Annotated in this window: 22 protein-coding genes and 1 pseudogene; 19 read left to right on the forward strand and 4 right to left on the reverse strand. The window is 70.0% G+C overall.

What is annotated here, in order from left to right; genetic code table 11:
• Positions 1-132: 132 nt before the first annotated feature.
• The 7 genes and pseudogenes from PSH03_RS13805 (at position 133) to PSH03_RS13835 (ending at position 7104) form a co-directional block, all read left to right on the forward strand.
• Positions 133-1380, forward strand: a complete 1248-nt coding sequence (locus PSH03_RS13805; protein ID WP_238689355.1) for an epoxide hydrolase family protein — start codon at positions 133-135, stop codon at positions 1378-1380.
• A gap of 125 nt (positions 1381-1505) precedes the next feature.
• Positions 1506-1751, forward strand: a pseudogene (locus PSH03_RS13810) (IS701 family transposase); the annotation flags it as partial.
• A 16-nt stretch (positions 1752-1767) separates the two neighbouring features.
• Positions 1768-2163: a hypothetical protein gene (locus PSH03_RS13815; RefSeq protein WP_238689412.1), complete on the forward strand. Its 396-nt coding sequence runs from the start codon at positions 1768-1770 to the stop codon at positions 2161-2163.
• A 186-nt stretch (positions 2164-2349) separates the two neighbouring features.
• Positions 2350-3759, forward strand: a complete 1410-nt coding sequence (locus PSH03_RS13820; RefSeq protein WP_238689356.1) for a glycoside hydrolase family 62 protein — start codon at positions 2350-2352, stop codon at positions 3757-3759.
• A gap of 164 nt (positions 3760-3923) precedes the next feature.
• A complete protein-coding gene (locus PSH03_RS13825; RefSeq protein WP_238689357.1) occupies positions 3924-4517 on the forward strand; it encodes a dihydrofolate reductase family protein in 594 nt (197 codons plus the stop codon).
• A gap of 122 nt (positions 4518-4639) precedes the next feature.
• Positions 4640-5533, forward strand: a complete 894-nt coding sequence (locus PSH03_RS13830) for an SGNH/GDSL hydrolase family protein (protein WP_210781184.1) — start codon at positions 4640-4642, stop codon at positions 5531-5533.
• 131 nt (positions 5534-5664) lie between these two features.
• On the forward strand, positions 5665-7104 hold the full coding sequence (locus PSH03_RS13835) for a serine/threonine-protein kinase (protein WP_255750555.1): 1440 nt from the start codon (positions 5665-5667) through the stop codon (positions 7102-7104).
• A 254-nt stretch (positions 7105-7358) separates the two neighbouring features.
• Here the strand turns inward: PSH03_RS13835 and PSH03_RS13840 are convergent, their stop codons facing one another.
• The 3 genes from PSH03_RS13840 to PSH03_RS13850 all read right to left on the reverse strand — a co-directional run bounded on the left by PSH03_RS13840 (position 7359) and on the right by PSH03_RS13850 (position 10378).
• Entirely contained in the window at positions 7359-8384 is a 1026-nt protein-coding gene (locus tag PSH03_RS13840; protein ID WP_210781182.1) for a glycoside hydrolase family 11 protein, read from the reverse strand.
• Positions 8385-8816: 432 nt separating this feature from the next.
• Positions 8817-9962, reverse strand: coding sequence for an RNA polymerase sigma factor (locus PSH03_RS13845; RefSeq protein WP_238689411.1), 1146 nt, complete (start codon positions 9960-9962; stop codon positions 8817-8819).
• A gap of 8 nt (positions 9963-9970) precedes the next feature.
• Positions 9971-10378, reverse strand: a complete 408-nt coding sequence (locus PSH03_RS13850; protein ID WP_210781180.1) for a YciI family protein — start codon at positions 10376-10378, stop codon at positions 9971-9973.
• Positions 10379-10576: 198 nt separating this feature from the next.
• Here PSH03_RS13850 and PSH03_RS13855 point away from each other — a divergent pair, with 198 nt between their 5' ends.
• From PSH03_RS13855 to PSH03_RS13905, 11 genes are all read left to right on the forward strand, one after another.
• Positions 10577-11032 (forward strand): Fur family transcriptional regulator, encoded by a 456-nt coding sequence (locus PSH03_RS13855; protein WP_308194379.1) that lies wholly within the window; start codon positions 10577-10579, stop codon positions 11030-11032.
• Positions 11029-13305 carry a catalase/peroxidase HPI gene (gene katG / locus PSH03_RS13860; protein ID WP_210781178.1) on the forward strand — a complete coding sequence of 759 codons (2277 nt, stop codon included), beginning with the start codon at positions 11029-11031 and terminating at the stop codon, positions 13303-13305. Before PSH03_RS13855 ends, katG begins: the two co-directional genes overlap by 4 nt.
• Positions 13306-13455: 150 nt before the next feature.
• Entirely contained in the window at positions 13456-13725 is a 270-nt protein-coding gene (locus tag PSH03_RS13865; RefSeq protein WP_091406954.1) for a metal-sensitive transcriptional regulator, read from the forward strand.
• A gap of 136 nt (positions 13726-13861) precedes the next feature.
• Entirely contained in the window at positions 13862-15262 is a 1401-nt protein-coding gene (locus tag PSH03_RS13870; RefSeq protein ID WP_238689360.1) for an MBL fold metallo-hydrolase, read from the forward strand.
• Positions 15263-15355: 93 nt separating this feature from the next.
• The gene (locus PSH03_RS13875) at positions 15356-15955 is read left to right on the forward strand and encodes a rhodanese-like domain-containing protein (protein WP_210781175.1); all 600 of its coding nucleotides are present in this window, start codon (positions 15356-15358) and stop codon (positions 15953-15955) included.
• The gene (locus PSH03_RS13880) at positions 15952-16830 is read left to right on the forward strand and encodes a sulfite exporter TauE/SafE family protein (RefSeq protein WP_238689361.1); all 879 of its coding nucleotides are present in this window, start codon (positions 15952-15954) and stop codon (positions 16828-16830) included. Before PSH03_RS13875 ends, PSH03_RS13880 begins: the two co-directional genes overlap by 4 nt.
• Before the next feature lie 176 nt (positions 16831-17006).
• Complete coding sequence (locus PSH03_RS13885; RefSeq protein ID WP_238689362.1) at positions 17007-18299, forward strand: glycosyltransferase family 4 protein; 1293 nt, start codon at positions 17007-17009, stop codon at positions 18297-18299.
• Positions 18300-18477: 178 nt separating this feature from the next.
• Entirely contained in the window at positions 18478-19935 is a 1458-nt protein-coding gene (locus tag PSH03_RS32855) for an O-antigen ligase family protein (RefSeq protein WP_238689363.1), read from the forward strand.
• Between the two features lie 24 nt (positions 19936-19959).
• Complete coding sequence (locus PSH03_RS13895) at positions 19960-20973, forward strand: Wzz/FepE/Etk N-terminal domain-containing protein (protein WP_238689364.1); 1014 nt, start codon at positions 19960-19962, stop codon at positions 20971-20973.
• Positions 20974-20995: 22 nt separating this feature from the next.
• Positions 20996-22603 carry an oligosaccharide flippase family protein gene (locus tag PSH03_RS13900; RefSeq protein ID WP_238689365.1) on the forward strand — a complete coding sequence of 536 codons (1608 nt, stop codon included), beginning with the start codon at positions 20996-20998 and terminating at the stop codon, positions 22601-22603.
• Positions 22600-23442, forward strand: coding sequence for a sulfotransferase family protein (locus tag PSH03_RS13905; RefSeq protein WP_238689366.1), 843 nt, complete (start codon positions 22600-22602; stop codon positions 23440-23442). The genes PSH03_RS13900 and PSH03_RS13905 overlap by 4 nt, the downstream gene beginning before the upstream one ends.
• A 129-nt stretch (positions 23443-23571) precedes the next feature.
• Here PSH03_RS13905 and PSH03_RS13910 read toward each other — a convergent pair whose 3' ends face one another.
• Positions 23572-24303, reverse strand: coding sequence for a hypothetical protein (locus PSH03_RS13910; protein WP_238689367.1), 732 nt, complete (start codon positions 24301-24303; stop codon positions 23572-23574).
• Positions 24304-24465: 162 nt separating this feature from the next.
• Here PSH03_RS13910 and PSH03_RS13915 point away from each other — a divergent pair, with 162 nt between their 5' ends.
• Entirely contained in the window at positions 24466-25404 is a 939-nt protein-coding gene (locus PSH03_RS13915) for a hypothetical protein (RefSeq protein WP_238689368.1), read from the forward strand.
• Positions 25405-25459 lie beyond the last annotated feature (55 nt).

The raw sequence follows: 25459 nt of genomic DNA on the forward strand, positions 1-25459 counted from the left end.
CGAGGCCGGGCGGATTGCTCGTATGGCTCCGGACAAGGAGATCGCGTCTTACGCTCTGAGCAAATGGGGGCGCTGGCCTGACACAAGGTCGGGCGGCGACTTCAAGGGCATTCTAGGCGGGAGGGAGCCTGCGTGGCTGGCAAGACGCAAGCGCGAACAGGCGGCGCAGAAGTGCGGCCGTTCAAGATAGAGGTTTCCGAGGCGGACCTTGAGGACCTACGCGCGCGCATCAAGGCCACGCGCTGGCCTGAGAAGGAGACCGTTGATGATGATTCGCAGGGCGTGCCGCTCGCGCTCATGCAGGACCTCGCTCGTTACTGGGCGAATGATTACGACTGGCGCAAGTGCGAGGCGCGGCTGAAGGAGTTCCCCCACTTCGTCACCGAGATCGACGGTCTGGACATCCACTTCATCCACGTTCGCTCGCAGCACGAGGACGCGCTACCAATCGTCGTCTGCCACGGCTGGCCAGGATCGATCATCGAGCAACTGAAACTCATCGGCCGGCTCACAGATCCGACGGCGCATGGCGCGAGCGCGTCAGATGCCTTCCACGTCGTGATCCCGTCCATGCCCGGATACGGGTTCTCCGGCAAACCGACCACGACCGGCTGGGATCCCGTGCACATCGGGAAGGCCTACGTCGAGATCATGAAGCGGCTCGGGTACACGCGCTTCGTGGCGCAGGGCGGTGACTGGGGCGCGATCGTCGTTGACGCGATGGCCGGCGGCCGCGCTGACCCGGCGGCCGCCGAGCCGGCGCCGCCGGAGCTGATCGGCATCCACACCAACATGGCCGGCGCGATTCCGCCGGACCTCTTCGTGGCGTCCTTCGTCGGCACTCCGACGCCGTCCGGTCTCTCCGACGAGGAGTCGAGCACGTACGAGCAGTTGCTCAAGTTCTTTGGGTCGCACGTGGCGTACGGGCTGATCATGGGGACGCGCCCGCAGACGCTCTACGGGCTGGCCGACTCACCGATCGACCTCGCCGCCTTCATGATCGACCACGGCGACGGGGCCGGTCAGCCCGGCATCGTTCAGCAGGTTCTGGAGAAGCGTCTGAAAAATCCGAGCGACCTCACGCGCGACGACATCCTGGACAACATCACGCTCTTCTGGCTCACCAACACGGGGGTGTCCTCGGGGCGGCTGTACTGGGAGAGCAAACTCCCTTTCTTCGCCGTCAAGGGAGTGACGGTCCCGGTCGGCGTGAGCACCTTCGCCGACGAGATCTACCGGGTGCCCCGGAGCTGGGCGGAGCAGGCGTACCCCAACCTCGTCCACTACGCCCAGCACGACAGGGGCGGCCACTTCGCGGCGTGGGAACAGCCGCAGCTGCTTTCGGAAGACGTCCGCGAGACGTTCCGATCGCTGCGCTAGCCCGCAACCCGGCCAGCACGGCTGGGCCATGCCGGGGCAGGCAGGACTACCTGCCTGCCCCGTAGTTGGCTAGCGCGGCAACGGCAGTAGCTAACCGCCTTCGGGTCAGGTTCGTTGGTGTGCCTGTGACGGACGTTGATGTTGATCGTTGGCACGGGGAGTTGGACAGCCTGCATGCCCGGATCGGGCCTCGATTTCGCCGGTCGGAACCGCGGCGGCGGGTGCGCCAGTACCTGTGCGGCCTGGTGTCGGGCCTGGGCCGGAAGAACGGCTGGACCCTCGCGGAGCAGGCCGGTGATGTGTCGCCGGGCGGGATGCAGCGGTTGCTGCGGTGGGCGGACTGGGACGTCGACGCGGTCCGCCAGCGGGTTCACCGAGCCGGTGACGGTGTCGAAGCCCCCGTCGTCGCCGCTCGAAAAGCTCACCGTCGCTGTTCAGGGGCCGACGACCGCCGTCGCCGGGTCGCGGCTCACCTTCCGGGTGAGGCTGGGCAACCCGACCGACGGCACCCTCGTGCTGGACCCCTGCCCGGGCTTCCTGATGGAACGGTTCTCTCTCGGCGACGCGACAAACGACGCGGTGAACTCGGCCCAGCTGTACCGGCTGAACTGCCGCGCGCTCCCGCAGATCCCCGCCGGCGGCAGTGCCGTGTTCGAAATGGTCGCCGAGGTGCCGGCCTCGATGCGGGCCGGGCGCGAGCTGAGCGTGACGTGGAAGCTCTATCTGCCGCACTACGTGCAGCGGGGCAACCAGTTCGGTGTTCTCACCCTCACTGTCGTCTGAGGAAGGTCGCTGGCGGGCCAGCCGCGCCGGCGAAGTCGACGTAGCTGAGAACGGGAGATAGATGCTGTTGAGTGCATGGGAGCGCTCCCGTAACATACCTGACGCGGCCTGTTAACGCTCACAATCGGTCACCGCTCAGCGACCACCACCAATGTATAGGCCGCCGTCCCGCGAGGAGGGTGCTATATGACCAGATCCAGAGCCACCAATGTCGGTCTGGTTGCGGCCGGCGTCGGCTTACTGGTGTCGTCGACAGTTGTCGCGGCGCTGCCGGCCGGTGCCGCGGCCGAGGGTTGTTCGGTGAACTACGCCGTGTCGTCGCAGTGGCAGGGCGGCTTCGGCGCCAACGTGGCGATCACGAACCTGGGTGACCCGTTGAGCAGTTGGACGTTGACCTGGTCGTACGGCGCCGGACAGACGGTGACGCAGGCCTGGAACACGTCGCTGACGCAGAGCGGGTCGGCGGTGACCGCGAAGAACGTGAGCTACAACGCTGCGATCCCAGCCAACGGCACTGTGTCGTTCGGGTTCAACGGGTCCTGGACGGGCAGCAACCCCGACCCGACGAGCTTCGCCCTGAACGGTGTCACCTGCACCGGTGGCACGACGACTCCGCCGCCGACCGACCCGCCACCGACCACCCCGCCACCGACCACCCCACCGCCGACCGACCCGCCGCCGACGTGCAACCTTCCCTCGACGTACCGGTGGTCCTCCACCGGGGTGTTGGCGACCCCGAGGTCCGGCTGGGTGTCGCTCAAGGACTTCACCGTCGCCCCCTACAACGGCCAGCAACTCGTCTACGCCACCACCCACGACAACGGCACCCGGTGGGGCTCGATGAACTTCGGCCTCTTCACCAACTACTCGCAGATGGCCTCCGCCAGCCAGAACGCGATGAACAACGCGACAGTCGCGCCGTCGCTGTTCTTCTTCGCGCCGAAGAACATCTGGGTGCTCGCCTACCAGTGGGGTGGGCCTGCGTTCTCCTACCGGACCTCGACCAACCCGACCAACCCGAACGGCTGGTCCGCGGCACAGACCCTGTTCAGCGGAAGCATCACCGGTTCTGGCACCGGCCCGATCGACCAGGCTCTCATCGGTGACGACCAGAACATGTACCTGTTCTTCGCCGGGGACAACGGCAAGATCTACCGGGCCAGCATGCCGATCGGCAACTTCCCCGGCAGCTTCGGCTCCAACTACACGACCATCATGAGCGACACCACCAACAACCTGTTCGAGGCCGTCCAGGTCTACAAGCTCCAGGGCCAGAACCGTTACCTCATGATCGTCGAGGCGATCGGCTCGCAGGGACGCTACTTCCGCTCGTTCACGGCCACCAGCCTGGGCGGCTCGTGGACGCCGCAGGCCACCAGCGAGAGCAACCCGTTCGCCGGCAAGGCCAACAGCGGTGCCACCTGGACCAACGACATCAGCCACGGTGAGCTGCTGCGCACCAACGCCGACCAGACCATGACCGTCAACCCCTGCAACCTGCAACTGCTCTACCAAGGTCGTTCCCCCAACTCCGGCGGCGACTACGGCCTCCTGCCGTACCGGCCGGGTCTGCTGACCCTGCAGCGCCCGGTTTGATCACGCTCGACTGATCCGTAACGGGCGGGCTCGGCGTCACGCCGAGCCCGCCCCGGACAAAGACGGGATACGACACGCAGCAGCGGGGCGGCCTGTGGCTGACGAGTTTGGGACGATGCGCCGGTCGACCTACCGACATCACCCGACTCGAAGGGGCCCCCGCGATGGCAAAGGTCATCTCCACGCTGTTCATCTCGGCCGACGGTGTGGCCGAGATCGACCCTGACTGGCACTTCCCGTACTTCGACGAGAACATGGGCCGCGCCGTCACCGAGGACTATGACGCCGCCAACGTGCTGCTCATCGGCCGCGAGACGTACGACAGCTTCGCCGGGGCCTGGCCCGACCGGGAGGCCGCCGGTGGCGACGACGCACCGTTCGCCAAGCAACTCGGCGACATGCGCAAGGTCGTCGCCTCGCGCCAGCCGCTGGAGTTCTCCTGGCGTAACTCCGAGCTGATCGACGGGGACCTCATCGACGCCGTCAGCGCGCTCAAGGCCGATGCCGGCGTCCGGGGAATCCTCATCCCCGGGTCGATCTCCGTGGTGCAGCAACTGCTGGCCGCCGGCCTGGTCGACGAGCTGCGTCTGCTGGTGCATCCGGTGGCCGCGCGCAAGGGTCGCAAGCTGTTCGACGAGGGCGACGCGGCGTACCACCTGCGACTGGTGGCGTCGGAGGCGTTCCCGACCGGCGTCCTTCGCGTGATCTACGCGCCGGGCACGGCACCGACTTCGGTCGGTTACGCACCGCTTGATTGATCACCACTGATGTATCCCACACTCCGGACGGGCATTTAGTGAGGTCTATCGATATTGACGGTTGACGTCGGCGGCGACAGGATCTCGGGCACCACCACCCTGATCCCCTCCTGGGAGGCGCCATGACCCGTCCCCGCCTGCCCCGCCTGCGGGCAGCCACCCGGTTGGCCGCACTCGCCGTCGCCACCGCCGGCGTGCTGCTCACCGTCGCCACCCCCGCCAGCGCCGCCGTGCCCACCGGCCGTTACGTCGCGTTGGGCGACTCGTACACCGCAGGTCCGCTGATCCCCACCCAGGTCGACCTCAACTGCCTGCGGTCCAACCGCAACTACCCGTCCCTGGTGGCGGCGTCCGCCGGCTCGTCGTCGTTCGCCGACGTGAGCTGCTCCGGCGCCACCACTGACGACATCCTCTATGGCGGTAGCGGTCAACTGGGCATCACGTTGCCGCCGCAGCTCAACGCGGTCACGTCGAACACGTCGCTGGTGACGGTGCAGATCGGCGGCAACGACATCGGCTTCTCCGGCATCATCGGCGACTGCGCGGAGGCGAGCGTCAGCAGCCCGCTCGGATCTCCGTGCAAGAACCGGTACACCGCCGGAGGTGTCGACCAGTTGCAGGCGCGGATCGTCGCCGCCACGCCGAAGATCACCGCCGTGCTCCAGGCGGTCCGGCAGGCCGCACCGGGCGCGCGGGTCGTGGTGCTCGGCTATCCGGCGATCCTGCCGGACAGCGGTTACGGCTGCTGGCCGGTCGTTCCGATCGCCTACCAGGACGTGCCGTACCTGCGTGGCGTCGAGAAGTCGCTCAACGCGATGCTGGCCAGCGTCGCGAGCGCCAATGGCGCCACCTACGCCGACGTCTACACCCCGTCGATCGGCCGCGACGCGTGCAAGGGCAGCGGCACCCGGTGGGTCGAGGGTCTGGTGCCGCAGAACTCGGCCGCGCCGTTCCACCCCAACGCCCGAGGTGAGCAGGGCATGGCCACCGCCCTGATTGCCAGGCTGAACAGCTGACCGGGTCGTAGACGGCCGACGAGCCCGCCCCGCCGGCAGTGGCGGGGCGGGTTTCTCGTGCGGTGCGCCGACGCGGCGCGGTGCCCAGCCTCGCTGTGCTTGAGATCGAGGAGTCCGGGGTACCGAAAGCTATGCCGAATGTGGGGCAAGTCGTCGGAGACCGTTACCGCCTGGTCGAAAGCATCGCCAGCGGCGGAATGGGTGACGTGTGGCGGGCGGTCGACGAAACCCTCGACCGCTGCGTGGCGATCAAGATGCTGCAACCTCGGTTGGTTACCGACGGCGGCTTCGGCGAGCGGTTCCGGCGCGAGGCGCGGGCCATGGCAGCCCTGCGTCACCCAGGTGTCGCCCAGGTTTACGACTACGGTGAGGTGTCCCAGTCCGGAGCGCTGGACCTCGCCTACATCGTGATGGAATGCGTGCAGGGGCAGCCCCTGTCGGAGCGGATCGCCGAGGTCGGCCGGCTGGACGTGGCCGAGACGATGTCCATCGCCGCGCAGTCCGCCCGTGCGTTGCAGGCCGCGCATGACGCCGGTGTCGTGCACCGGGACGTCAAACCCAGCAATCTGATCATCGAGCCGGACGGGCACGTCGTACTCGTCGATTTCGGTGTTGCGGTGACGCGGGAGGCGACGAGCCTGACCGGAACGAACCAGATCGTCGGCACCGCCCTGTACATGGCGCCCGAGCAGGTCGCGAAGAACGAGACCACACCGGCGATCGACATTTACGCGCTGGGGGCTGTCGTCTACCACTGCCTCGCCGGTCGGCCACCGCACGAGGGCGAGAATGCCGTCGCGGTGGCGCTGCGGCATCTCGAAGAGGAACCGTCGCCGCTGCCCGAGGACGTTCCGCCGGAGGTCCGGCGTGTGGTCGCCACCGCGATGGCCAAGGAGCCCGCCCATCGCTTTCCGACGGCAGCGGCCATGGCCAGGGCGGCGCAGACGCTCGCGGCCCCGTCTGACCACCTGCCGTCCACCGCGACCGGGGCGACCGAGGTCGGGGTGCGAACCGAGGTAACGGCCGCCCGGCGGTCTGCCCTCGGCGGCACGGTGGGCCGGGCCGTCACTTCCGGGCCCAGAGCGCTCGCGGTGCTTCTCGGATCGTTTGCCGCCGCGGCTGCCGTCCTGGTGCTCGCCGATCCCATCGGGATCATGCCCGGCCCGACCGGGCGACCGTCGACGCCTCCCGTGGTGCCGCCCGCGGTGTCGCCAACGGTGCCGCCCCAGCGGGAACCGGGCCCCGGCGTCGGCGGCGGTGAACCAGCCACCCGCAGTTCTGCCGGCATGCCGGTCCGGGCGCCCGGCTCTCCGACCCCGACGCCCACCCCGGGCGAGGGGACGGTGGATCCGTCGACGCCGTCCGGTGGGAGCACTACGGATGCGCCCGGTCCCACCGCGTCCGAGAGCGCTCCTGCGGAGCCGACGAAAGCCCCGACGGCAGCCCCGACAGGCGGAACGACAGCGCCGCCGACCTCGGGGACGACGGAGAACCCAGCGGCGGACCCAACCTCGCAACCGTCGGCGGAGGAATCGACGGCCGGAGCAGAGACCGCGGTGCCGCAGGTGTAGCGGACGGCGGCAGCGGCCATGCTCTCGCAACTGGGCCGTGCCGCAAGGTCCGCCCTTTGCTCTGCACCCGCGGATGCGCCATGCAGTTGTAGGCCGGTGGTGCCTCGGCGGGTGCAGAGCAAAGGGCACGTCGAGCGGGGTCGGCCCGAGGCCGTCATGGACGCCGAGGCGGACGGGGGTTGCCTGCGACGCAGTCTGGCGTGGCGACCGAGGCCGCCACGCCAGAGGTGCGATGTGTCAGGAACCTATCGGGGTCAACTGGTGCGACAGGATATCGTCGGCCAGTTCCAGTTGCCGTTGGCCATGATCGTTACGCCGAAGTTGTTGCCGTTGCCGTTCGGCGTCGCGGTGACGGTGCCGCTGTTGCCGTTGACGGCGGCGTTCCAGCTGTTCTGAATGCTCTGGCCGCCACCGAGGCCGAGGCTGACGACCCAGTTGTTGGTGCCGCTGACCGCGACATTGAGGTTGAAACGGTCACCCCACTGCTGGCCGGCGGAGATCGTCGCGTTGCAGTTTCCGGTCCCCGGGTTGCCGGTGGGGGGCGGGGTGGTCGGGTTACCGCCGCCGCTGCCCTCCCGGACGGTGATGTCGGAGCTTCCGCTGCTCTGGTAACCCTCGGTGGCCATGACCTGGTAGCTGTGGTTGGTGCCGAGGTTCAGGCCGGCCCGGGCCCAAGCGTCGAAGTGGTTGGCGGTGGTGATGGTGCCACTCGAGCGCTTCTGCTGGCGGACGCTCCAGAACTGGTAGAACGTCTGGTTGCCGTCGATCGACGGGGCGTTGACCCGCTGGCTGCGGAGGATGTCGTAGGTGCCGCCGTCGGTGGTGACCGTGCCCATCCGCTGCGCGCCGCTGCTCGGGTTGTAGGTGCCGAAGTTCTCCACCACGTAGTACTCGATGAGCGGGTTGCGCGTCCATCCGTACAGGGCGAGGTAGGTGTTGTTGTTGCCCGGGTTGTAGCTGCCCGAGTAGGTGACCGTCCGTCGGTTGCCGGTGGCCCAACCCTTGCCGCCGACCCAGTTGTTGGTGCTCCTGTCCCAACTGCTGGTGTATCGGCCGTCGGCGCGCAGCGTCATGCTGGCGTTGCCGCTGTCCTTCCAGAACGAGAAGTAGTACCCGTTGTGCGTGCCGGTGAGGTTCGACGTGAGGGTGCGGTCGGCCTCGGCGTACGCGTTGGTGGCCGTCATCGTGCCGGCGACGGCCACGACGGCGGCGCATGCGGCGCCCAGGAGCAGCCGCATGCGGCCGCGGCCTCTCGGTTTGGTGTGGCTGGTGTCGGTCATGGAACTGTTGCCTCCTCTGACGGCTGGCGGGGGCCAGCGGCGCGGTACGCCTCGACAGGCTGCCGGTGGTCGGGTAAGGGCCACGGCGTCGTACCGCTCGGTGGTGGTGGGGCCGGTCGTCCTGCACGACGATCGGAGAAGGGGGTAGTGGTGGCTGGTGCTGACGACAATCGAGTGCCGTCGATGGCGACCGTATTAACCCAGCCGTCTACTTGTCAACAATTTTCGGAAACAGGGTGGCAACACCGCTGTCGTCACCGGAGCGGCATCCGTCCAGGTCAGTAGTCGATCAGAGTCCGGGGCGGTCACCGCGGCGTCGCAACACCTGCACACCGGTCGGGGTGGGGGTTGCCGAAAGTTCCGGAGTATTTCCGGACCAGGTGCCCCGGCCATGGCCAGCGGCGCGGGTAGACGCCCCCGTTGCCCGAGGGGTCAGCGACGCAGCAGGGCGTTGAGTCGGGCGGCCTGGCGGGTCAGGTGGTCGCGTTCGGCGAGGTTGGGGGCCTGCTGGGCAGCCTCGGCGTACAGCCGCGCCGCCGTTGCCAGGTCGCCGTCGCGCTCGTGCAGGTACGCCGCCACCGCCGTGTACCGGGGAAGCGCGTCGTCCACCGCCGCGAGCGCCTTCAGGCCGGCCCGGGGGCCGTCGGCCTCACCGACCGCCACCGCGCGGTTGAGTCGGACGACCGGGCTCCCGGTCAGGCGCGCCAGTTCGTCGTACCACTCCACGATCTGCACCCAGTCGGTCTCGGCGGCGGCCGGCGCGTCCGCGTGCAGCGCCGCGATGGCGGCCTGGGCCTGGAACTCACCGAGCTGGTCGCGGGCCAGGGCGGCCTGCAGAATCTCGACGCCCTCGGCGATCGACCGGGTGTCCCAGCGGCTGCGGTCCTGCTCGGCGAGCGGCACCAGGCTGCCGTCGGGCGCGGTCCGGGCGGCGCGCCGGGCGTGGTGCAACAGCATGAGGGCGAGCAGCCCCGCCACCTCGGGGTGGTCGATCGCGGCCGCGAGCTGCCGGGTGAGCCGGATGGCCTCGGCGGCGAGGTCCACGTCGCCGGAGTAGCCCTCGTTGAACACCAGGTAGAGGACGCGCAGCACGGTGGCGACGTCGCCGGGTCGGTCGAATCGCAGCCCGGAGACGGTGCGCTTGGCCCGGCTGATGCGCTGCGCCATGGTCGCCTCGGGCACCAGGTAGGCGTTCGCGATCTGCCGGGTGGTCAGCCCACCGACGGCGCGCAGCGTGAGCGCGACAGCGGACGACGGCGTCAGCGACGGGTGGGCGCACAGGAAGTAGAGCTGGAGTGTGTCGTCCACCGTGGGAGCGGGCCCTGGCGCCGGTTCCTCGTCGACGAGATCCTCACGCCGACGGCGAGCGGTGTCGGCTCGGGCCGCGTCGAGGAACCGTCGCCACGCCACAGTGGTCAGCCAGCCCAACGGGTCGCGCGGTGGGTCGGCCGGCCAGACCCGGACCGCCTCGACCAGGGCGTCCTGCACGGCGTCCTCGGCCGCCGCGAAGTCGATTCCGCGGCGGACGAGGATCCCGAGGACGCTCGGCGTGAGGCTGCGCAGCAGCGTCTCGTCCATCAGAACCGTCACTCAGTGATGGTGGGGGGCTCGCTCAGGAACGGGCGCAGCTCCAGCCACTCGTGGATCGGCTTCCCGCCCGCCCCGGGAGCGGCCGACAGCTCCCCGGCCAGCTCGACGGCCCGGTCGTGGCTGTCGACGTCGATCACCATCCAGCCGGCGATGAGATCCTTGGTCTCGGCGAACGGGCCGTCGGTGACCGGCGGGCGGCCCTCGCCGTCGTACCGGACGAACGTCCCCTCCGGGGCGAGTGCCTGGGCGTCAACGAACTCGCCGGTGCCCTCGAGTCGGGCCGCGAAGTCGCGCATGTACTGCATGTGGGCCGAGATCTCCGCCGGCGTCCACTGGTCCATCGGCACGTCGTTCACCGTGGCCGGGGTGCCCCGGTAGTGCTTGAGCAGCAGGTACTTGGCCATCGTGATGCTCCTTGGTGCTGGCTGCGACCCATCGTGGTCACGTTCACTGCGGGGACGAAGCCGGTCGGCACTTCTCGACATCGCTGTCCGATTTTTTTCCTCCCGCAGGTTAACCTCGGGTGAATCGTCCGCCGTTGGGGTACCTCGGGGGGCGCAAAACTTGATTCGTTCCAAAATAGTGAGCTAATGTTCGTACCCGTGATGTCCGACTTCGAGGCGCAGCTGCGGGCCGTCTCGTTGCGCGTGACCCGGCCCCGGTTGGCGGTGCTCGCGGCGCTGCGCGACCACCCGCACGTCGGCACCGACGCGGTGATCGCGCTGGTCCGCGCGAATCAACCCACTGTCTCGCACCAGGCGGTGTACGACGTGCTGCGCGTGCTCACCGACGCCGGCCTGGTGCGGCGCATCCAGCCGGCCGGGGCGACCGCCCGCTACGAGTCCCGGATCGCTGACAACCACCACCATGTCGTGTGCCGCTCCTGCGGCGCCATCGCCGACGTCGACTGCGCCGTCGGTCACGCCCCCTGTCTCACCGCCTCCGGCGACCACGGTTTCACGGTCGACGAGGCGGAGGTCGTCTACTGGGGCACCTGCCCCGACTGCGCGACCGACCGCACGCCCCAGAGATCCGCAAGCTCGGAAGGAAGTACATGAGCGACACCCAGGACAACGGCCCCGTCAGTGCGCAGGGCGTGGACCAGAAGGCAGCGGCCGGCTGCCCGGTCGCGCACGACTCGGTGACCGCGCACGGCAGCGAGAGTGAGAACCCGGCGATCGACTCGCCGACCCCGAAGACCGGCGGTCGTCCGCGCACCAACCGGGACTGGTGGCCCAACCAGCTCGACCTGTCGGTGCTGCACGCCCACTCGTCCAAGGGCAACCCGCTGGGCGAGGACTTCAGCTACGCCAAGGAGTTCGCGAAGCTCGACGTCGAGGCCCTCAAGCGCGACATCGTCGAGGTGCTCACCACCTCGCAGGACTGGTGGCCGGCCGACTTCGGCCACTACGGCGGCCTGATGATCCGGATGAGCTGGCACGCCGCCGGCACGTACCGCATCGAGGACGGCCGCGGCGGCGCCGGCGACGGTGGGCAGCGGTTCGCGCCGCTCAACAGCTGGCCGGACAACGCCAACCTGGACAAGGCCCGCCGGCTGCTCTGGCCGGTCAAGCAGAAGTACGGCCAGCAGATCTCCTGGGCCGACCTGCTCGTGCTCGCCGGCAATGTCGCCCTGGAGTCGATGGGCTTCAAGACCTTCGGCTTCGGCTTCGGTCGCGAGGACGTCTGGGAGCCCGAGGAGATCTTCTGGGGCCCGGAGGACACCTGGCTGGGCGACGAGCGGTACGCCTCCGAGAAGGAGATGGCGGCCGGCGTCGGCTCGACCGAGATGGGGCTGATCTACGTCAACCCGGAGGGCCCGCGCGGTAACGCGGACCCGGCCGCGGCGGCGCACTTCATCCGCGAGACCTTCGGCCGGATGGCGATGAACGACGAGGAGACCGTCGCCCTCATCGCCGGTGGTCACACCTTCGGTAAGACCCACGGTGCCGGCGTCGCCGACAACCACGTGGGCCCGGAGCCCGAGGGCGCTCCGCTGGAGGCGCAGGGCCTGGGTTGGCTGAGCACCCACGGCAGCGGCAAGGGCGCCGACACGATCACCAGTGGTCTCGAGGTGACGTGGACCGACGTGCCGACGCAGTGGAGCAACCGCTTCTTCGAGATCCTCTTCGGCTACGAGTGGGAACTCACCACCAGCCCCGGCGGCGCGAAGCAGTGGGTCGCCAAGGACGCCGAGGCGATCATCCCGGATCCCTTCGACCCGGCGAAGAAGCACCGGCCGACGATGCTCACGACCGACCTGTCGCTGCGCGTCGACCCGGCGTACGAGAAGATCTCCCGCCGTTTCCTGGAGAACCCCGACCAGTTCGCGCTGGCCTTCGCCAAGGCGTGGTACAAGCTGCTGCACCGCGACATGGGCCCGATCGAGCGCTTCCTCGGGCCGTGGGTGGCCGAGCCGCAGCTCTGGCAGGACCCGGTGCCGGCCGTCGACCACGAGCTGGTGGGCGACGCCGACATCACCGCGCTCAAGGCGAAGGTCCTGGAGTCCGGTCTCACGATCGACCAGCTGGTCTCCACCGCCTGGGCCTCCGCCGCGAGCTTCCGGCACACCGACAAGCGCGGTGGCGCCAACGGGGCGCGCATCCGTCTCGAGCCGCAGCGCAGCTGGGAGGTCAACCAGCCCGAGCAGCTGGCGGCCGTGCTGAGCGCCCTTGAAGGCATCCAGCAGGAGTTCAACGCCGCCGGCGGGGCGAGCATCTCGCTGGCCGACCTGATCGTGCTGGCCGGTTCGGCCGCCGTCGAGAAGGCGGCGCGGGACGCCGGCGTCGAGGTGACAGTGCCGTTCCGGCCGGGCCGCACCGACGCGACCCAGGAGCAGACCGACACCGACTCCTTCCGGGTCCTCGAGCCGCGCGCCGACGGTTTCCGCAACTACCTTCGCGCCGGCGAGAAGACCCAGCCGGAGGTGCTGCTCGTCGACCGTGCCTACATGCTCAACCTGACCGCGCCCGAGATGACCGTCCTCATCGGCGGTCTGCGCTCCCTCGGCGCCAACGTCGGCGGCAGCCAGCACGGCGTGCTCACCGACCGGCCGGGCGTGCTCACCAACGACTTCTTCGCCAACCTGCTCTCCCCGGGCACCCGGTGGAGCGCGTCGAAGTCCGACGAGCACGTGTACGAGATCCGCGACCTGGCCACCGACGAGGTGAAGTGGACCGCCACCGCGGTCGACCTCATCTTCGGGTCCAACTCGCAGCTGCGTGCCCTCGCCGAGGTCTACGCCAGCCAGGACGCCCGCGACAAGTTCGTGGCCGACTTCGTGGCCGCCTGGACCAAGGTCATGGAGCTCGACCGGTTCGATCTCGCCTGACAGGTACCACCGACGAGCCCCGGCCGATCCTTCAGGGATTGGCCGGGGCTCGTCGGCCTTGCACGGCTGTGGCCAGTTGCACGCTGGCCGATCGGGGCATCGCTGGTGACTTGATACCCCCGGGGGTATAGTCGAACGCAGGAGGTGTCGATGAAGCTTCGACCGGAGATGACGTCGGATGCGCTGACCAGGCTCAAGCGGGCCCGCGGTCAGCTCAACGCGGTTATCGAGATGATGGAGAGCGGTCAGGACTGCCGTGAGGCGCTGACCCAACTCGCCGCGGTGTCCAAGGCGATCGACCGAGCGGGTTTCAAGATCATTGCTTCGGGGATGCGGCACTGTGGGGCCGCGCGCGAACGTGGCGAGGAGCCGGAGATGACCGAGGAGGAGCTGGAGAAGCTCTTCCTGGCCCTCGCCTGAGGCGGCGCCAGGCCACCCACGCCGTAGCCGCGGCGTGGGTGGGTGTTGGTGGCAACGTAAGTGGAAAGACCGCACCATTGTGCCATTTGCATACCCCCCCGGGTATGAGAAGTTTGTCAAACTTGAAGGAGTGGACATGCCAGTTGAGGTTTCCGTCGTTGAGACGTCATCCCTCGGCGATCGCAGCTACCTCGCCTCCGACGGGCGGGTGGCGATCGTGGTCGACCCCCAGCGCGACATCGACCGCGTGATGTACCTCGCGGGGGCATTGGGCGTCCGCATCACCCACGTCCTGGAAACGCACGTCCACAACGACTACGTCTCCGGAGGGCTGGACCTTGCCCGGATCACCGGCGCCCACTATCTGGTGGCCGCTGCCGACGAGGTCCGATTCGAGCGGACGCCGATCTCCGACGGCGACCAGGTGACTGTCTCCGACTCGCTACGACTGCGGGTGATCGGTACGCCCGGTCACACCTTCCACCACCTGTCGTACGTGCTGGATGAGGCCAGCGACGGCGATTGGCGGCCGGTCGGTGTCTTCACCGGCGGATCACTGCTCTTCGGCACGACGGGCCGCACCGACCTGCTGGGCAAGCAGTACGCTCACGAGTTGGCCCACCACCAGCACGCCTCGGCGAGGCGGCTGGCGGATCTGCTGCCCGACGGGGCCGAGGTGTGGCCGACGCACGGGTTCGGCAGCTTCTGCTCAGCCAGTCAATCGGACGCCCCGGAGTCGACGATCGGCCGGGAGAAGGCGAAGAATCAGGTCCTGCGGCTTGCCGCGGACGACTTCGTCACGGAGACCCTCGCCGGTCTGGACGCCTACCCGGCGTACTACGCCCACATGGGCGTGGAGAACTTCGCCGGACCGGCCCCGGTCGACCTCACCCCGGTGAGCCGCGCCGATGCGGCCGAACTGCGCGAGCGGATGGCTGACGGGCAGTGGGTGGTGGACCTGAGGCACCGTAAGGCATATGCCGCCTTGCACCTGGCCGGCACGGTCAGCCTCGGCCTGGACGGCCCGATGTCCACCTGGCTCGGTTGGCTGATCGACTGGGGGGTGCCGATCACCCTGCTCGCCGAGACCCCGGGACAGGTCGCCGACGCCCAGCGTGAGCTGGTCCGGATCGGCATCGACCGTCCGGCCGCGCAGCTGACCGGTGAGGTGGAGCGGTGGGCAGCCGAGCCCGGCCAGCTGCGAGAACTGCGGATGACTGACTTCAAGGCCCTCGCGGCAGCCCGCGCGGGGCACGTCCCTGCCGGCCTTCCCGCCGCGGACGTGGTCCTCGACGTGCGCATGACCAACGAGTGGCGGAGCAGCCACATCGACGGTGCCCTGCACATCCCGCTGCCTGAACTGCCCATGCGGCTGGGCGAGGTGCCGGTCGGCGCCGTCTGGGTGCACTGCGGCTCCGGCTACCGGGCCACCGCGGCGGCGTCGCTGCTGGCGAACGCCGGCCGCGAGGTGGTCGTCATCGACGACACGTTCGGCCGGGCCGAGCGCGACGGCGTGGCGATGGCCACCGACGCCTGATCCGAACAGGACCGACCACCGGCCGGCGCCGTGCAGGTGTCGGTCGGATACCCCCTGCCATGTGTGTTGCGACCTGCCCGTGAAAGAGGAGAAATGAGCCCTTCCGAGACCGCCCGCCCCGCCACCATCGATGCCACCGGGCTGCGGGAACTGATCGACTCCGGCCACGCGCCGCGCCTGCTGGACGTGCGTACCCCGGCGGAGTTCGAGACGTCGCACATCCCCGGCTCCTACAACGTGCCGCTCGACCTGCTCAAGGAGCATCGCGAAGAGCTGCGCCGCCACCTGGACGAGGACGTCGTGCTGGTCTGTCGATCCGGTGCCCGCGCCACTCAGGCCGAGCAGACCCTGGCCGGGGTCGGTCTGCCGAACCTGAAGGTCCTCGACGGCGGCATCATGGCCTGGCAGGCGGCCAACGCGCCGATCAGGCAAGGTGCCCCCCGGTGGGACCTCGAACGCCAGGTCCGCCTCGTCGCCGGCTCGATCGTGCTGGTCAGCGTCCTCGGCTCGGTGTTCGTGCCGCAGCTGAAGTGGGTGGCCGGATTCATCGGTGCCGGCCTCACCTTCGCCGCTGTCACCAACACCTGCGCCATGGGCATGGTGCTCGGCAGACTGCCGTACAACCGGGGCGCCAACTGTGACCTGGACACCATCGTCGGCCAGTTGCGTGGCAGCATCGGTGAACGCGCATGACACCGACCCTGGCGCTGACCGTCGGGCTGGCCGTGCTGATCGGCGTCAGCCTCGGGCTACTCGGCGGCGGCGGATCGATCCTCGCCGTGCCGCTGCTGGTCTACGTCGCCGACCTGCCCACGAAAGAGGCCATCGCGACCTCGCTGCTCGTTGTCGGCGCCACCAGCGTGGTGGGCGTCCTGCCGCATGCTCGGGCCAACCGGGTGCGCTGGCGTACCGGCCTGATCTTCGGTTTCGCCGGCATGATCGGTGCCTACATCGGCGGACGCCTGGCCGGGTTCATCCCGGCGGCGTTTCTGCTCAGCGGATTCGCCGTGATGATGCTGGCCACCGCGGTCACGATGATTCGCGGTCGGCGCGACACCAAGGGCAGGGCAGTGCCGCACGAACTGCCGATGCTGCGGGTGATCCTCGACGGTCTGGTGGTCGGACTGGTGACCGGCCTGGTCGGTGCCGGCGGCGGCTTCCTGGTGGTGCCCGCCCTGGCCCTGCTCGGTGGCCTGCCGATGCCGGTCGCGGTCGGAACCTCGCTGGTGGTCATCGCGATGAAGTCGTTCGCCGGCCTCGCCGGCTACCTGTCCAGCGTAAGCATTGACTGGAACCTCGCGGCAGCGGTCACCGTCGCCGCCGTCGTCGGCAGCGTTGCCGGCGGGCGGCTCGCCGGTCGGATCCCCGCCGACGTCCTGCGCAAGTCGTTCGGCTGGTTCGTCGTGGTGATGGGCGTCCTCGTCCTCGTCCAGCAACTGCCCACGGAACTGCGGACCGACCCGCTGCTGTGGACCGGCATCGGTGTCCTCGCAGCGATCTCCGTCGCGCTGACCGTGCGGAAGGGCCGGAGCAAGGTGCTGACGCAGGGTGAGCCGGGCAGCCGCTGAGGTCTCGCCCGGCGCCATCACGGTCCACCTCGATGTCACCTGGATGACATTTCCTGTCTAGCGAATCCCATAGATGAATTTTTTATCCACTTGATCAGCTGGCGAACGGGCCCGTTCATGGCAAGGTGTTGATCTGCCCGGGCGGCGGGCGCGGACCTAGTCACGCGGGAGTCAACGTGGGCCATCCCAACCTGCAGGCCGAGGACGTGGACCAGCACGCCGGAAGCCGTGCGATACCCCGGCAGCGGGGGGTCCCCACCCGGGCGCCCGGAGCGGGCCCCGCCGACACCGGCACCGCCTGGCGACCGCTGCGGATCGCGATGATCGGCCAGAAGGGGATACCGGCGACCTACGGCGGCATCGAACGGCACGTGGAGGAGATGGCCAGCCGCCTCGCCAGCTACGGCCACGAGGTCACCGTCTACTGCCGACGGAGCTACGGGGAGACACCCGCCGACGGCTACCGGGGCGTACGGCTGCGCCAGACCCACACCATCGCGAGCAAGCACCTCGACGCCATCGTGCACGCGGCGACCTCGACCATGGCGGCGATGGCCGCGCGGCCAGACATCGTGCACTACCACGGGCTCGGGCCGGCCCTGGTCGCCCCACTCCCGCGTGCCCTGTCCCGGGCGCGCGTGGTGCTGACCGTGCACGGGCTGGACAACCAGCGGGGCAAGTGGGGGCTCGCCGCGCGGGCGGTGCTGGGCAGCGCCCACTGGTTCAGCGGGTACGTCCCGCACCAGCGGGTGGCGGTCTCCCAGGGGCTCGCCGCCCACTACGGCGCCCGGTTCGGCCGCCCGACGACCTACATCCCGAACGGCGTGAACCCGGCCCGACCGGTGCGGACCCGTCAGCTCCAGGACCGGTTCGGGCTGACCCCCGGTGGCTACCTGCTGCTGGTCGGTCGGCTGGTGCCGGAGAAGGCGGCCGACCTGCTGATCCGGGCCTTCCGCCGGACCGAGACCCCGATGCGCCTGGCGATCGTCGGCGGGTCGTCGTTCACCGACGACTTCGTGGACCGGCTGCGCCGGGAAGCCGGGGCGGACGACCGGATCGTCTTCACCGGGTTCGCCTACGGTGACCTGCTCGCCGAGCTGTACGCCGGTGCCGCAGGCTTCGTCCAACCGTCCCGGTTGGAGGGCCTGCCGTTGACGTTGCTGGAGGCGGCCGCGTACGGGCTGCCGGTGGTCGCCAGCGACATCGCGCCGCACGTCGAGGTGCTCAAGTCCGACGCCGCCGGCGGGCGGTTGTTCCGCGACGGCGACGAGGACGACCTGGTCCGGGTGTTGACGTCGCTGCTCGCCGACCTGCCGGCCGAACGGGCCGGTGCGGTGGCACTGGGCGAACGGATCACCAGCAGGTACAGCTGGGACACCGCCGCCCGCGAGTTGGAGCAGCTCTATCTCCGGCTGGCTCCGGAGCCGGGCCGCCGGGCCCGGGCACGACCCGCGCGGGCCGCCGACTGACCGGACGGCGTTGGCCGGGGGAGTCGGATCAGCCCCGCGGGGGACGGAGCAGTCGGCGCAACGGCCACTTCTGCCGTCGAGGTGACAGGACTAGATTGAACCGATCTTGTGCCGGGAGAACATCGGTTGGCCGCGCCCGGCAGCGGCCGGGCAGCGCCGATTCAGTTCAGTGGGATCAGTGGAACAACACACGCAGCAGGTCACTCCGCTCATGACCAGGCGGCTCGACCCGACCCGCCTGCTCACCGGCGGCGCGGCGCTGGCCGCCGCGGTGGTGGCGGTGGTCGCGGGTGTCTCCATGGCGGCCGGTGACCGCAGGGGCCTGGTGCTACCACTCGCGGCTGCCGCGGGGATCGCGGTGGCCGTCCTCGCGCTGACCCGGTTCGCCGGGTACGTGCTGCTGATGCTCGCGGTGCGCTCGTGCGTCGACCTGTTCAAGCTGACCGGCCCGAGCGCCGGCCAGGCCGACTCCGCCGGAACGGCCCGGGCGGTGGACCCCTCCACCCTGCTCGCCGTGCTGTTCCTCCTCGCCGCCGGGCTCTGGCTGGCCGCACAGCTCAGCCGGCACGGGCGGCTGCGCGGCTCCCCGCTGAGCTGGGCCATGCTGCTCGTCGGGGCCAGCAGCGTGGTCAGCGCCCTCGGTGCCAGCCGGCCGGCGAACAGCCTGTTGGAGGCGCTGCGGATCCTCACCGTGGTGGTGATGTTCGTGGTGCTGGAACAGCTCATGCCGGACACCGCGGCGATCCGTCGGGTCCTGCTCGCCTGCTACGCCTCGCTGGTGCTGGCGCTGGGCTACACCGTGGTGCTGTCGCTGCTCGGCAACCCGCCGGCCGAGGTGAAGGGCGACTTCACCCGGATCAGCGGCACGTTCAGCCAGTCGACCACGTTCGGCCGCTACCTGATGTTCATGGTGATCTTCGGGTTCGCGGTGTACCGCTTCCTGGATCGTCGACTGCGGGTGTCCCTCGGGGTGCTGCTCGCGCTCTCGCTGCTGTTCCTGCTGCTCACCAACACCCGCAGCGCCCTGCTCGGCGCGGCGATCGGCCTGGTGGTGGTCGCGGCGCTGCACCGCAGCAGGCGGATGCTGGTCACCCTCTGCCTGGTGGCGGTCGCCGGGGTGGCACTGGTGCCCGCCGTCGGCGAACGCTTCGCCCAACTCGGTACGTCCCGCGCTGTCGGCGGAGACCCGACCGGAAACACCCTGGCCTGGCGGATCGGCTACTGGACCGAGATCGTCACGCTTGCCGAGCGGAACCCGGTGACCGGCATCGGGCCGAACATGACCCAGCGTGAGACCGACGAGGCGAAGAAGCCGCACAACGACTTCCTGCGGGCGTACGTGGAGACCGGACTGCTCGGTCTCGGGGCGTACCTGCTGATGCTGTTCGCCTTCCTGCACACCGCCCGGACCGCGCTGCGGCGCGCGCCTCCGGGCAGCTTCGAGCGCGGCGTCGCCGTTGGGTTCACCGGCTGCGCCGCCGCGTTCGTGGCGGTCAGCGCCGCCTCCAACGTCATTTCCAACGTGGTCACCCTCTGGTACTTCGTCGCGTTCGCCGCGGCGGCCAGCGTGATCGCCCGCCAACCGGCTCCGAACCTGACCGGCGAGCAGCCACGAGGCACGTCCGTCCCGGTTTGACTGAACGACAGCATTGGGGAAAAAGTGGAGATCGTCGACTACCTGCGGGTCGCCCGGCGGCGCCTCTGGGTACTCGTGGGGGTGCCGGTGCTCGCCACCGGCGCCGCGGCCGCCATCGTCCTGTTCGCGCCGCAGCAGTTCAGCGGGACCGCGTACGTGGCGGCGCCGGCCCTGGTGGGCGGCGCGGCCGGGACGCAGTACACCGGTACGCAGGCGGCGAACCAGTTCGTCGCGGCGTTCGGCGCGGCGGTCACCTCGCCCCGCGTCCTCGCCGACGTGGCCACTGACACCGGGGTGCCGCCGGAGCGGTTGCGTGACGGGCTCGCCATCACCCAGGTCGGCGCGAGCAGCCAACTGGAGGTGACGTACACCGCCGGCGACCGGGCGACTGTCGCGCCGGTGCTGACCGCGACCACCACCCGGGCGTTGGCCTTCCTCTTCTCCTCCCAGGTCGGCATCGCCACCGGTGAGGTCGAGGCGGCCAACGCCGACGTCACAGCGGCGACCAAGGCGATCGGTGAGTGGGAGAAGGCGAACAAGGTCTCCCAGCCGGACCGGATCTACCAGGCCACGCTGGGCGAGCTGACCAGCCTTCGCCAGCAGCAGCTCTCCATGCAGGCGGTCGGCAACGGCCGGGGTGTCGACGCGGCGACCGCCGCGATCACCGCCGCCCAGAAGAAGCTCGACGAGCTGGGGCCGAAGCTCCCCGACTACCAGGCCCTGCTCGCCCAGCGGGACGCGGCGACCAACGCCCTGTCCCAGGCGCGGGAGGGGTTGCAGGCGGCACGGGCGCAGGCCCAGGCCGCCGACCCCGCGCAGGTGACCAGCATCGGCGAGGCGCACGAGGTGAGCCGGATGACGGAGCTGGTGCGCACCGCCCTGCCGGTGGGCGGTGCGGGTCTGCTGCTCGGGGTGCTGCTGGTGGGCGTACTCGAACTGCTCTCCCGGGGTCGTGCCGCCGCCCGGCCGGTGGCCCCGGCGGTGACCACCGCGGCCCCCTCGGTGCCGGCGGAGACCGTGACCGCGGCACGGCCGTGACCGTCGGAGAACGGGCCGCCGGGTGCGCGAGGTGACCGGCCGGTCGCCGGCCGCGCCGGAGGCCGGCGACCAGCAGGTACGGGGCATGGCCCGCGGCGGTGTGCTGAACCTGGGCGGCGCCGTGCTCAGCCAGGTGGCGCTCTTCCTGGTCATGCTGTTGCTGGCCCGGGTCCTGGGTGTCCGCGAACTCGGCCGGTACGCCCAGGTCTACGCCGTGCTGTCGCTGCTGGGGCTGCTCTCGCTCTCCGGTTTCCGGGCCGGGCTGACCCGGTTCGTGGCGGTGCACCTCGCCGACGACGACCCGGCCGCCCTCCGGGGCGCGATCCGGCTCGGGCTCGGCATCTCGGCCGTGGCGTCCACAGTGATCGCCCTCGGTCTGGCGGTCGGCGCGCCGTGGCTCGCCGACGCCCTGCACGACCCGCAGCTCACCACCGGGCTGCGGCTGGCGGCGCTCTGCCTGCCCGCCGCCACCGTCTGCGAGGCCGCGCTCGCGGCCACCCGGGGGTGGCGCACGCAACGGGCCTATGCGCTCATCGGCCAGGTCTACGAGCCGGCCGCCCGGCTGGCGCTCACCGCGTTGGCGCTCGCCCTCGGGGCGGGCCTGACCGGCGCGTTCTGGGCGTTGGTGGCGGCGAGCTGGAGCGCGGCCGGGCTCGCCCTCGTGGCGCTCGCCCGGATGGTGCGCCGGGTGCCCGCCGCCCGGCCCGCGTACCGGCCGGGCGAGCTGTTCCGGTTCTCCACGGTCAGCTGGGTCTCCTCGCTGTCGTCCACCGGGCTGATCTGGGTGGACGCGCTGCTGCTCGGCTTCTTCGACTACGGTCCCGAGGCGATCGGCGTCTACCACGTGGCGACCCGGCTGGTCACGATCGCGGTGTTCGTGCTGGCACCGGTGAACGCCTCGTTCGGTCCGCACCTGGCGCACCTCTACCACCAGGGTCGGCTGGACGAGGTACGCCGGATCTACCGGGTCGCCACCGGCTGGGTGCTCCGGCTGTCGCTGCCGGCCTTCGTGGCGTTGCTGGTCTTCCCGGAGCAGTTGCTGCGCCTGGTCGGCGGGCCCGGTCTGGCCGGCGGTGCGGCGGTGACAGTGGTGCTGGCGCTCGGCCAACTCGTGAACGCCGCCACCGGGCCCTGCGGCACGCTGCTGAACATGTCCGGCCGGGTCTCGGTCAACATGGTGGACAACCTCGCCGCCCTGCTGCTCAACGTCCTGCTCAACCTCTGGCTCATCCCGGCGTACGGCATCCTCGGCGCGGCGGTGGCCTGGGCGGTGTCGTTGGCGGCGGTGAACGTCGCCCGGGTCTGGCAGGTGCGCGCGCAGGTGCACACCGTGCCGGTGACGGCGGGCATGGTCAAGGGCCTGGTCGCGGCGTTGGTCGCGATGGGAGTCGGGTTCGGTGTGCGGTGGTTGGTCGGGGGCGGGACCGCGCAACTCGCGGCCGGTCTGGCCGCGATCGGGGTGGCGTACGTCGCCGTGGTGTTCGCCCTCGGGCTCAGTCGGGAGGACGTCATGGTGTTGCGCTCGGTGACCCGCCGAGGTGGTCGACGCGCCCCGGCCGGCCCCGCCGGCCCCGCCGACCCCGCCGACGGTGCCGACGTGGGCGCCGGCCGTCCCGTGGTCCGCTCGTGACCGGCGTCGTGCGGCGCCAGGTCACCGACCGGCTGCGCCGGGGGCTACGCGGGGCGCGGGCCTGGGGGCGCGCGGCCCGGCCGGGAGAGCCCGGCCCGTTGCCCGACTTCCTGGTGATCGGTGGGCAGCGCTGTGGCACCACGTCGCTGTACCACCACCTCGCCACGCATCCCCAGGTCCGGGTGGCCAGCGGCAAGGAGTTGCAGTACTTCAGCGTCCACCATGGTCGGGGGGAGCGGTGGTACCGGGGGCACTTCCCGCGCCTCGCCCCGGGCGAGCGTACGTTCGAGGCGAGCCCCTACTACCTTTTCCACCCGAGCGTGCCGGCCCGGGTCGCGGCGACCCTGCCGCAGGCCCGCTTCGTCGCACTGTTGCGTGACCCGGTGCAGCGGGCGTACTCGCACTACCTGCACACCCGCTCGTACGGCGCCGAGCCGCTCTCCTTCGCCGACGCCCTCGACGCGGAGGAGGAGCGGCTGGCCCGGGCGACGCGGGGCGGCCCGGACAGCCCCGCTGCGCACCGGGCGTTGCGTAATTACTCGTACGCCGCCCGGGGTCGTTACGCCGAGCAGCTGGAACTGTGGTTCGCGCATGTCCCCCGGGAGCGGATCCACCTGGCCCGCACCGAGGACCTGCACGCCGACCCGGCCGGCACGTACGCCGACATCCTGCGCTTCCTCGGCCTGCCGGCCTTCCTTCCCGAGGCGTTCACCCGGCACACCCGTCGCGTCGACCACGGCCCCTCGCAGCTCACGCCGGAGCTGCGGGACCGGCTGAGCGAGCACTTCGCGCCGCACAACGAGCGCTTGGCCACGCTGCTCGGCTGGCCCGACCCCTAGCAGCTCCCGCATGGTGCCCGACCCGATCTGCTGCGACAGCTAGGAATCGCGGTGCGCTCCTTCCTGGCAATTAAGTTGCCCTTTCCGGAACGTGCAGAGCGGCTCATTTGCTCGTGCCGGATCAGCGCGCTATAACACCAGGGTGTCGAACCGGCCTTCCCGACGGCGGATGTGCCCACGCCATCCCGCGAGCAGTGCGATGAAAGTCCAGCCGATGCCACCGAGGGCCAGCGACCCCAGGTTGCCGCTGGAGTCGACCCGATCGGCCGCCTCGAGCGCGATCACCCCGTCTGGGTCGGTGAGTACGGTCAAGGTGTCGCCGATTTGGTAGCCGGGGTTGCTGCCCTGATAGGTCAGTGGCTCGTCGAGCCGACCATCGTCGCCCCGGAGCGCGAAAGTGTGCCGCTTACCGGCGACCTCGGCGTCGACGATGGTTACCTCCTGGCGGACGCCGCGCTGCTCCAGCGCCAGGTCGGGGGCGAGTCCCACCGATCCCACGAGTACGAACAGGGCGGGAAGGAACGCGAGCAGGGACAGCCACATCGCTCGGTGCAGCACACGTACGACGACCATGAAGACCAGGCAGAAGGCGAGTCCCGTCACGATTGAAATGGCCTTCGACCCGACCGTGGCGTACGCGATGGCGGTGTTCAGCCCGATGAAAGCCAGGCCGAGCAGCACCACCAGCGCCGTCCTTCTGACCGACTTGCCCGCCGTCCAGGCTCCCGCCCACGGGACGGAACCGGTCGGCGGCGCCCCGGCCGGGCCGAATCCGGCGGGAGCCTTTCCGGTGAATCGCTGGTCGCCTGGCCACCCGGGGGCGGGCTGGATCCGCCCCGGTGGTGTGGGTTCGGTAGGCACGGCCAAGATCGTAACAAGGGCTGACACCCCAACCTGAACGTGCGGAGGAGCGTCGTTGAGTCCCGTGATCGGCGAGCAGGCGCGATCAGGTGGTGGACGCCACGAGGTGAACGGAGAGGACCCACTCGGCAGCACACCGCGAGGCCCCAGTGCGCCCTCGCATTGATCAAGGGGGTTAAGTTGCTTACTGTCGACGGACAGCTCCGCAGCCTTCGAATGGTCGCGACCCCTAAACCCAGGTCTGGGCCTGATCGGCGCTGGCCGGTCACCCCCTTGAAGGAGACGACGTTGGGAAGAAGCGGCCTGCGGTGGTCGATACCGATCATCGCGTTCGTACTGGCCCTGACCTCGTTGACGGGCTGCGCCATCGACAAGGGCTCGGCACTCGCCGCGGACTTCGAGGAAGAGTGGGCCGGCACCCCGGACGTCGTCAAAATCGACACCACCGACAACAACACGCTGCCCTTCCTCGGAACGGCGAGTGGCGTGCTGATCCTCAAGGACGGCACCTCGGCCGACCGCGTGACCGAGCTGGGGAAGTACGTCGCCGGTCACGACAACACCACCGGCCGGATCACGGCGGACGGCATCACCTTCACCGTTGTCGCGGACAAGACCCGCGCCGGCAAGGTACTGGCGCTGTGGCACTCACTGACGGACGACGATCGGGTAGTGAACGGCGACATCAAGGATGCGCCCTGGAAAGAAAAGACCGACCGCTGGGAGATCAAGGTCACCGCGGTCAATCAGGCCGGCGCGATGGCGGTGTTCAAGGACATGATGGCAGACGGCGACCAGCACCAGCCACTCTCGAGAGTGACCTCGCTGGAGGTCAGCACGGAGCGCGGCGTGCGGCCCTCGCTCCGCGTCGAGACCGATTTCAACGACGGTTTTCCCGCCGAGGCGATCGCCGCGTACGACGCGGTGGTCGCTCGGTACCGCGTCGTCGGCGCGACTCTGCGACGTGGTCAGGCGACAGGACCGGCGGTGAGCATCGTCGTGGCGGACAGCGCGGATCTGGACCGTGCCGGCGAACTCGCCAGGACGGCGGCACCGACCCTCGGTGCCACCATCAAGATCACCAGCGACGTCGGCGACTGACCTGGCCGGGGACGCCTGAACCGGTGCGCGAATCGCGCCAGCAGATCATCCAGAC

This window comes from Micromonospora salmantinae, from assembly GCF_022230905.1.
Taxonomy (GTDB): Bacteria; Actinomycetota; Actinomycetes; order Mycobacteriales; family Micromonosporaceae; genus Micromonospora; species Micromonospora salmantinae.

Bases quoted from the DNA above. Each gene is read 5' to 3' on its own strand.
- PSH03_RS13820 (WP_238689356.1), top strand. From the start codon at position 2,350: ATGACCAGATCCAGAGCCACCAATGTCGGTCTGGTTGCGGCCGGCGTC.
- PSH03_RS13825 (WP_238689357.1), top strand. From the start codon at position 3,924: ATGGCAAAGGTCATCTCCACGCTGTTCATCTCGGCCGACGGTGTGGCC.
- PSH03_RS13830 (WP_210781184.1), top strand. From the start codon at position 4,640: ATGACCCGTCCCCGCCTGCCCCGCCTGCGGGCAGCCACCCGGTTGGCC.
- PSH03_RS13835 (WP_255750555.1), top strand. From the start codon at position 5,665: ATGCCGAATGTGGGGCAAGTCGTCGGAGACCGTTACCGCCTGGTCGAA.
- PSH03_RS13840 (WP_210781182.1), bottom strand. From the start codon at position 8,384: ATGACCGACACCAGCCACACCAAACCGAGAGGCCGCGGCCGCATGCGG.
- PSH03_RS13845 (WP_238689411.1), bottom strand. From the start codon at position 9,962: ATGGACGAGACGCTGCTGCGCAGCCTCACGCCGAGCGTCCTCGGGATC.
- PSH03_RS13850 (WP_210781180.1), bottom strand. From the start codon at position 10,378: ATGGCCAAGTACCTGCTGCTCAAGCACTACCGGGGCACCCCGGCCACG.
- katG (WP_210781178.1), top strand. From the start codon at position 11,029: ATGAGCGACACCCAGGACAACGGCCCCGTCAGTGCGCAGGGCGTGGAC.
- PSH03_RS13865 (WP_091406954.1), top strand. From the start codon at position 13,456: ATGAAGCTTCGACCGGAGATGACGTCGGATGCGCTGACCAGGCTCAAG.
- PSH03_RS13870 (WP_238689360.1), top strand. From the start codon at position 13,862: ATGCCAGTTGAGGTTTCCGTCGTTGAGACGTCATCCCTCGGCGATCGC.
- PSH03_RS13875 (WP_210781175.1), top strand. From the start codon at position 15,356: ATGAGCCCTTCCGAGACCGCCCGCCCCGCCACCATCGATGCCACCGGG.
- PSH03_RS13880 (WP_238689361.1), top strand. From the start codon at position 15,952: ATGACACCGACCCTGGCGCTGACCGTCGGGCTGGCCGTGCTGATCGGC.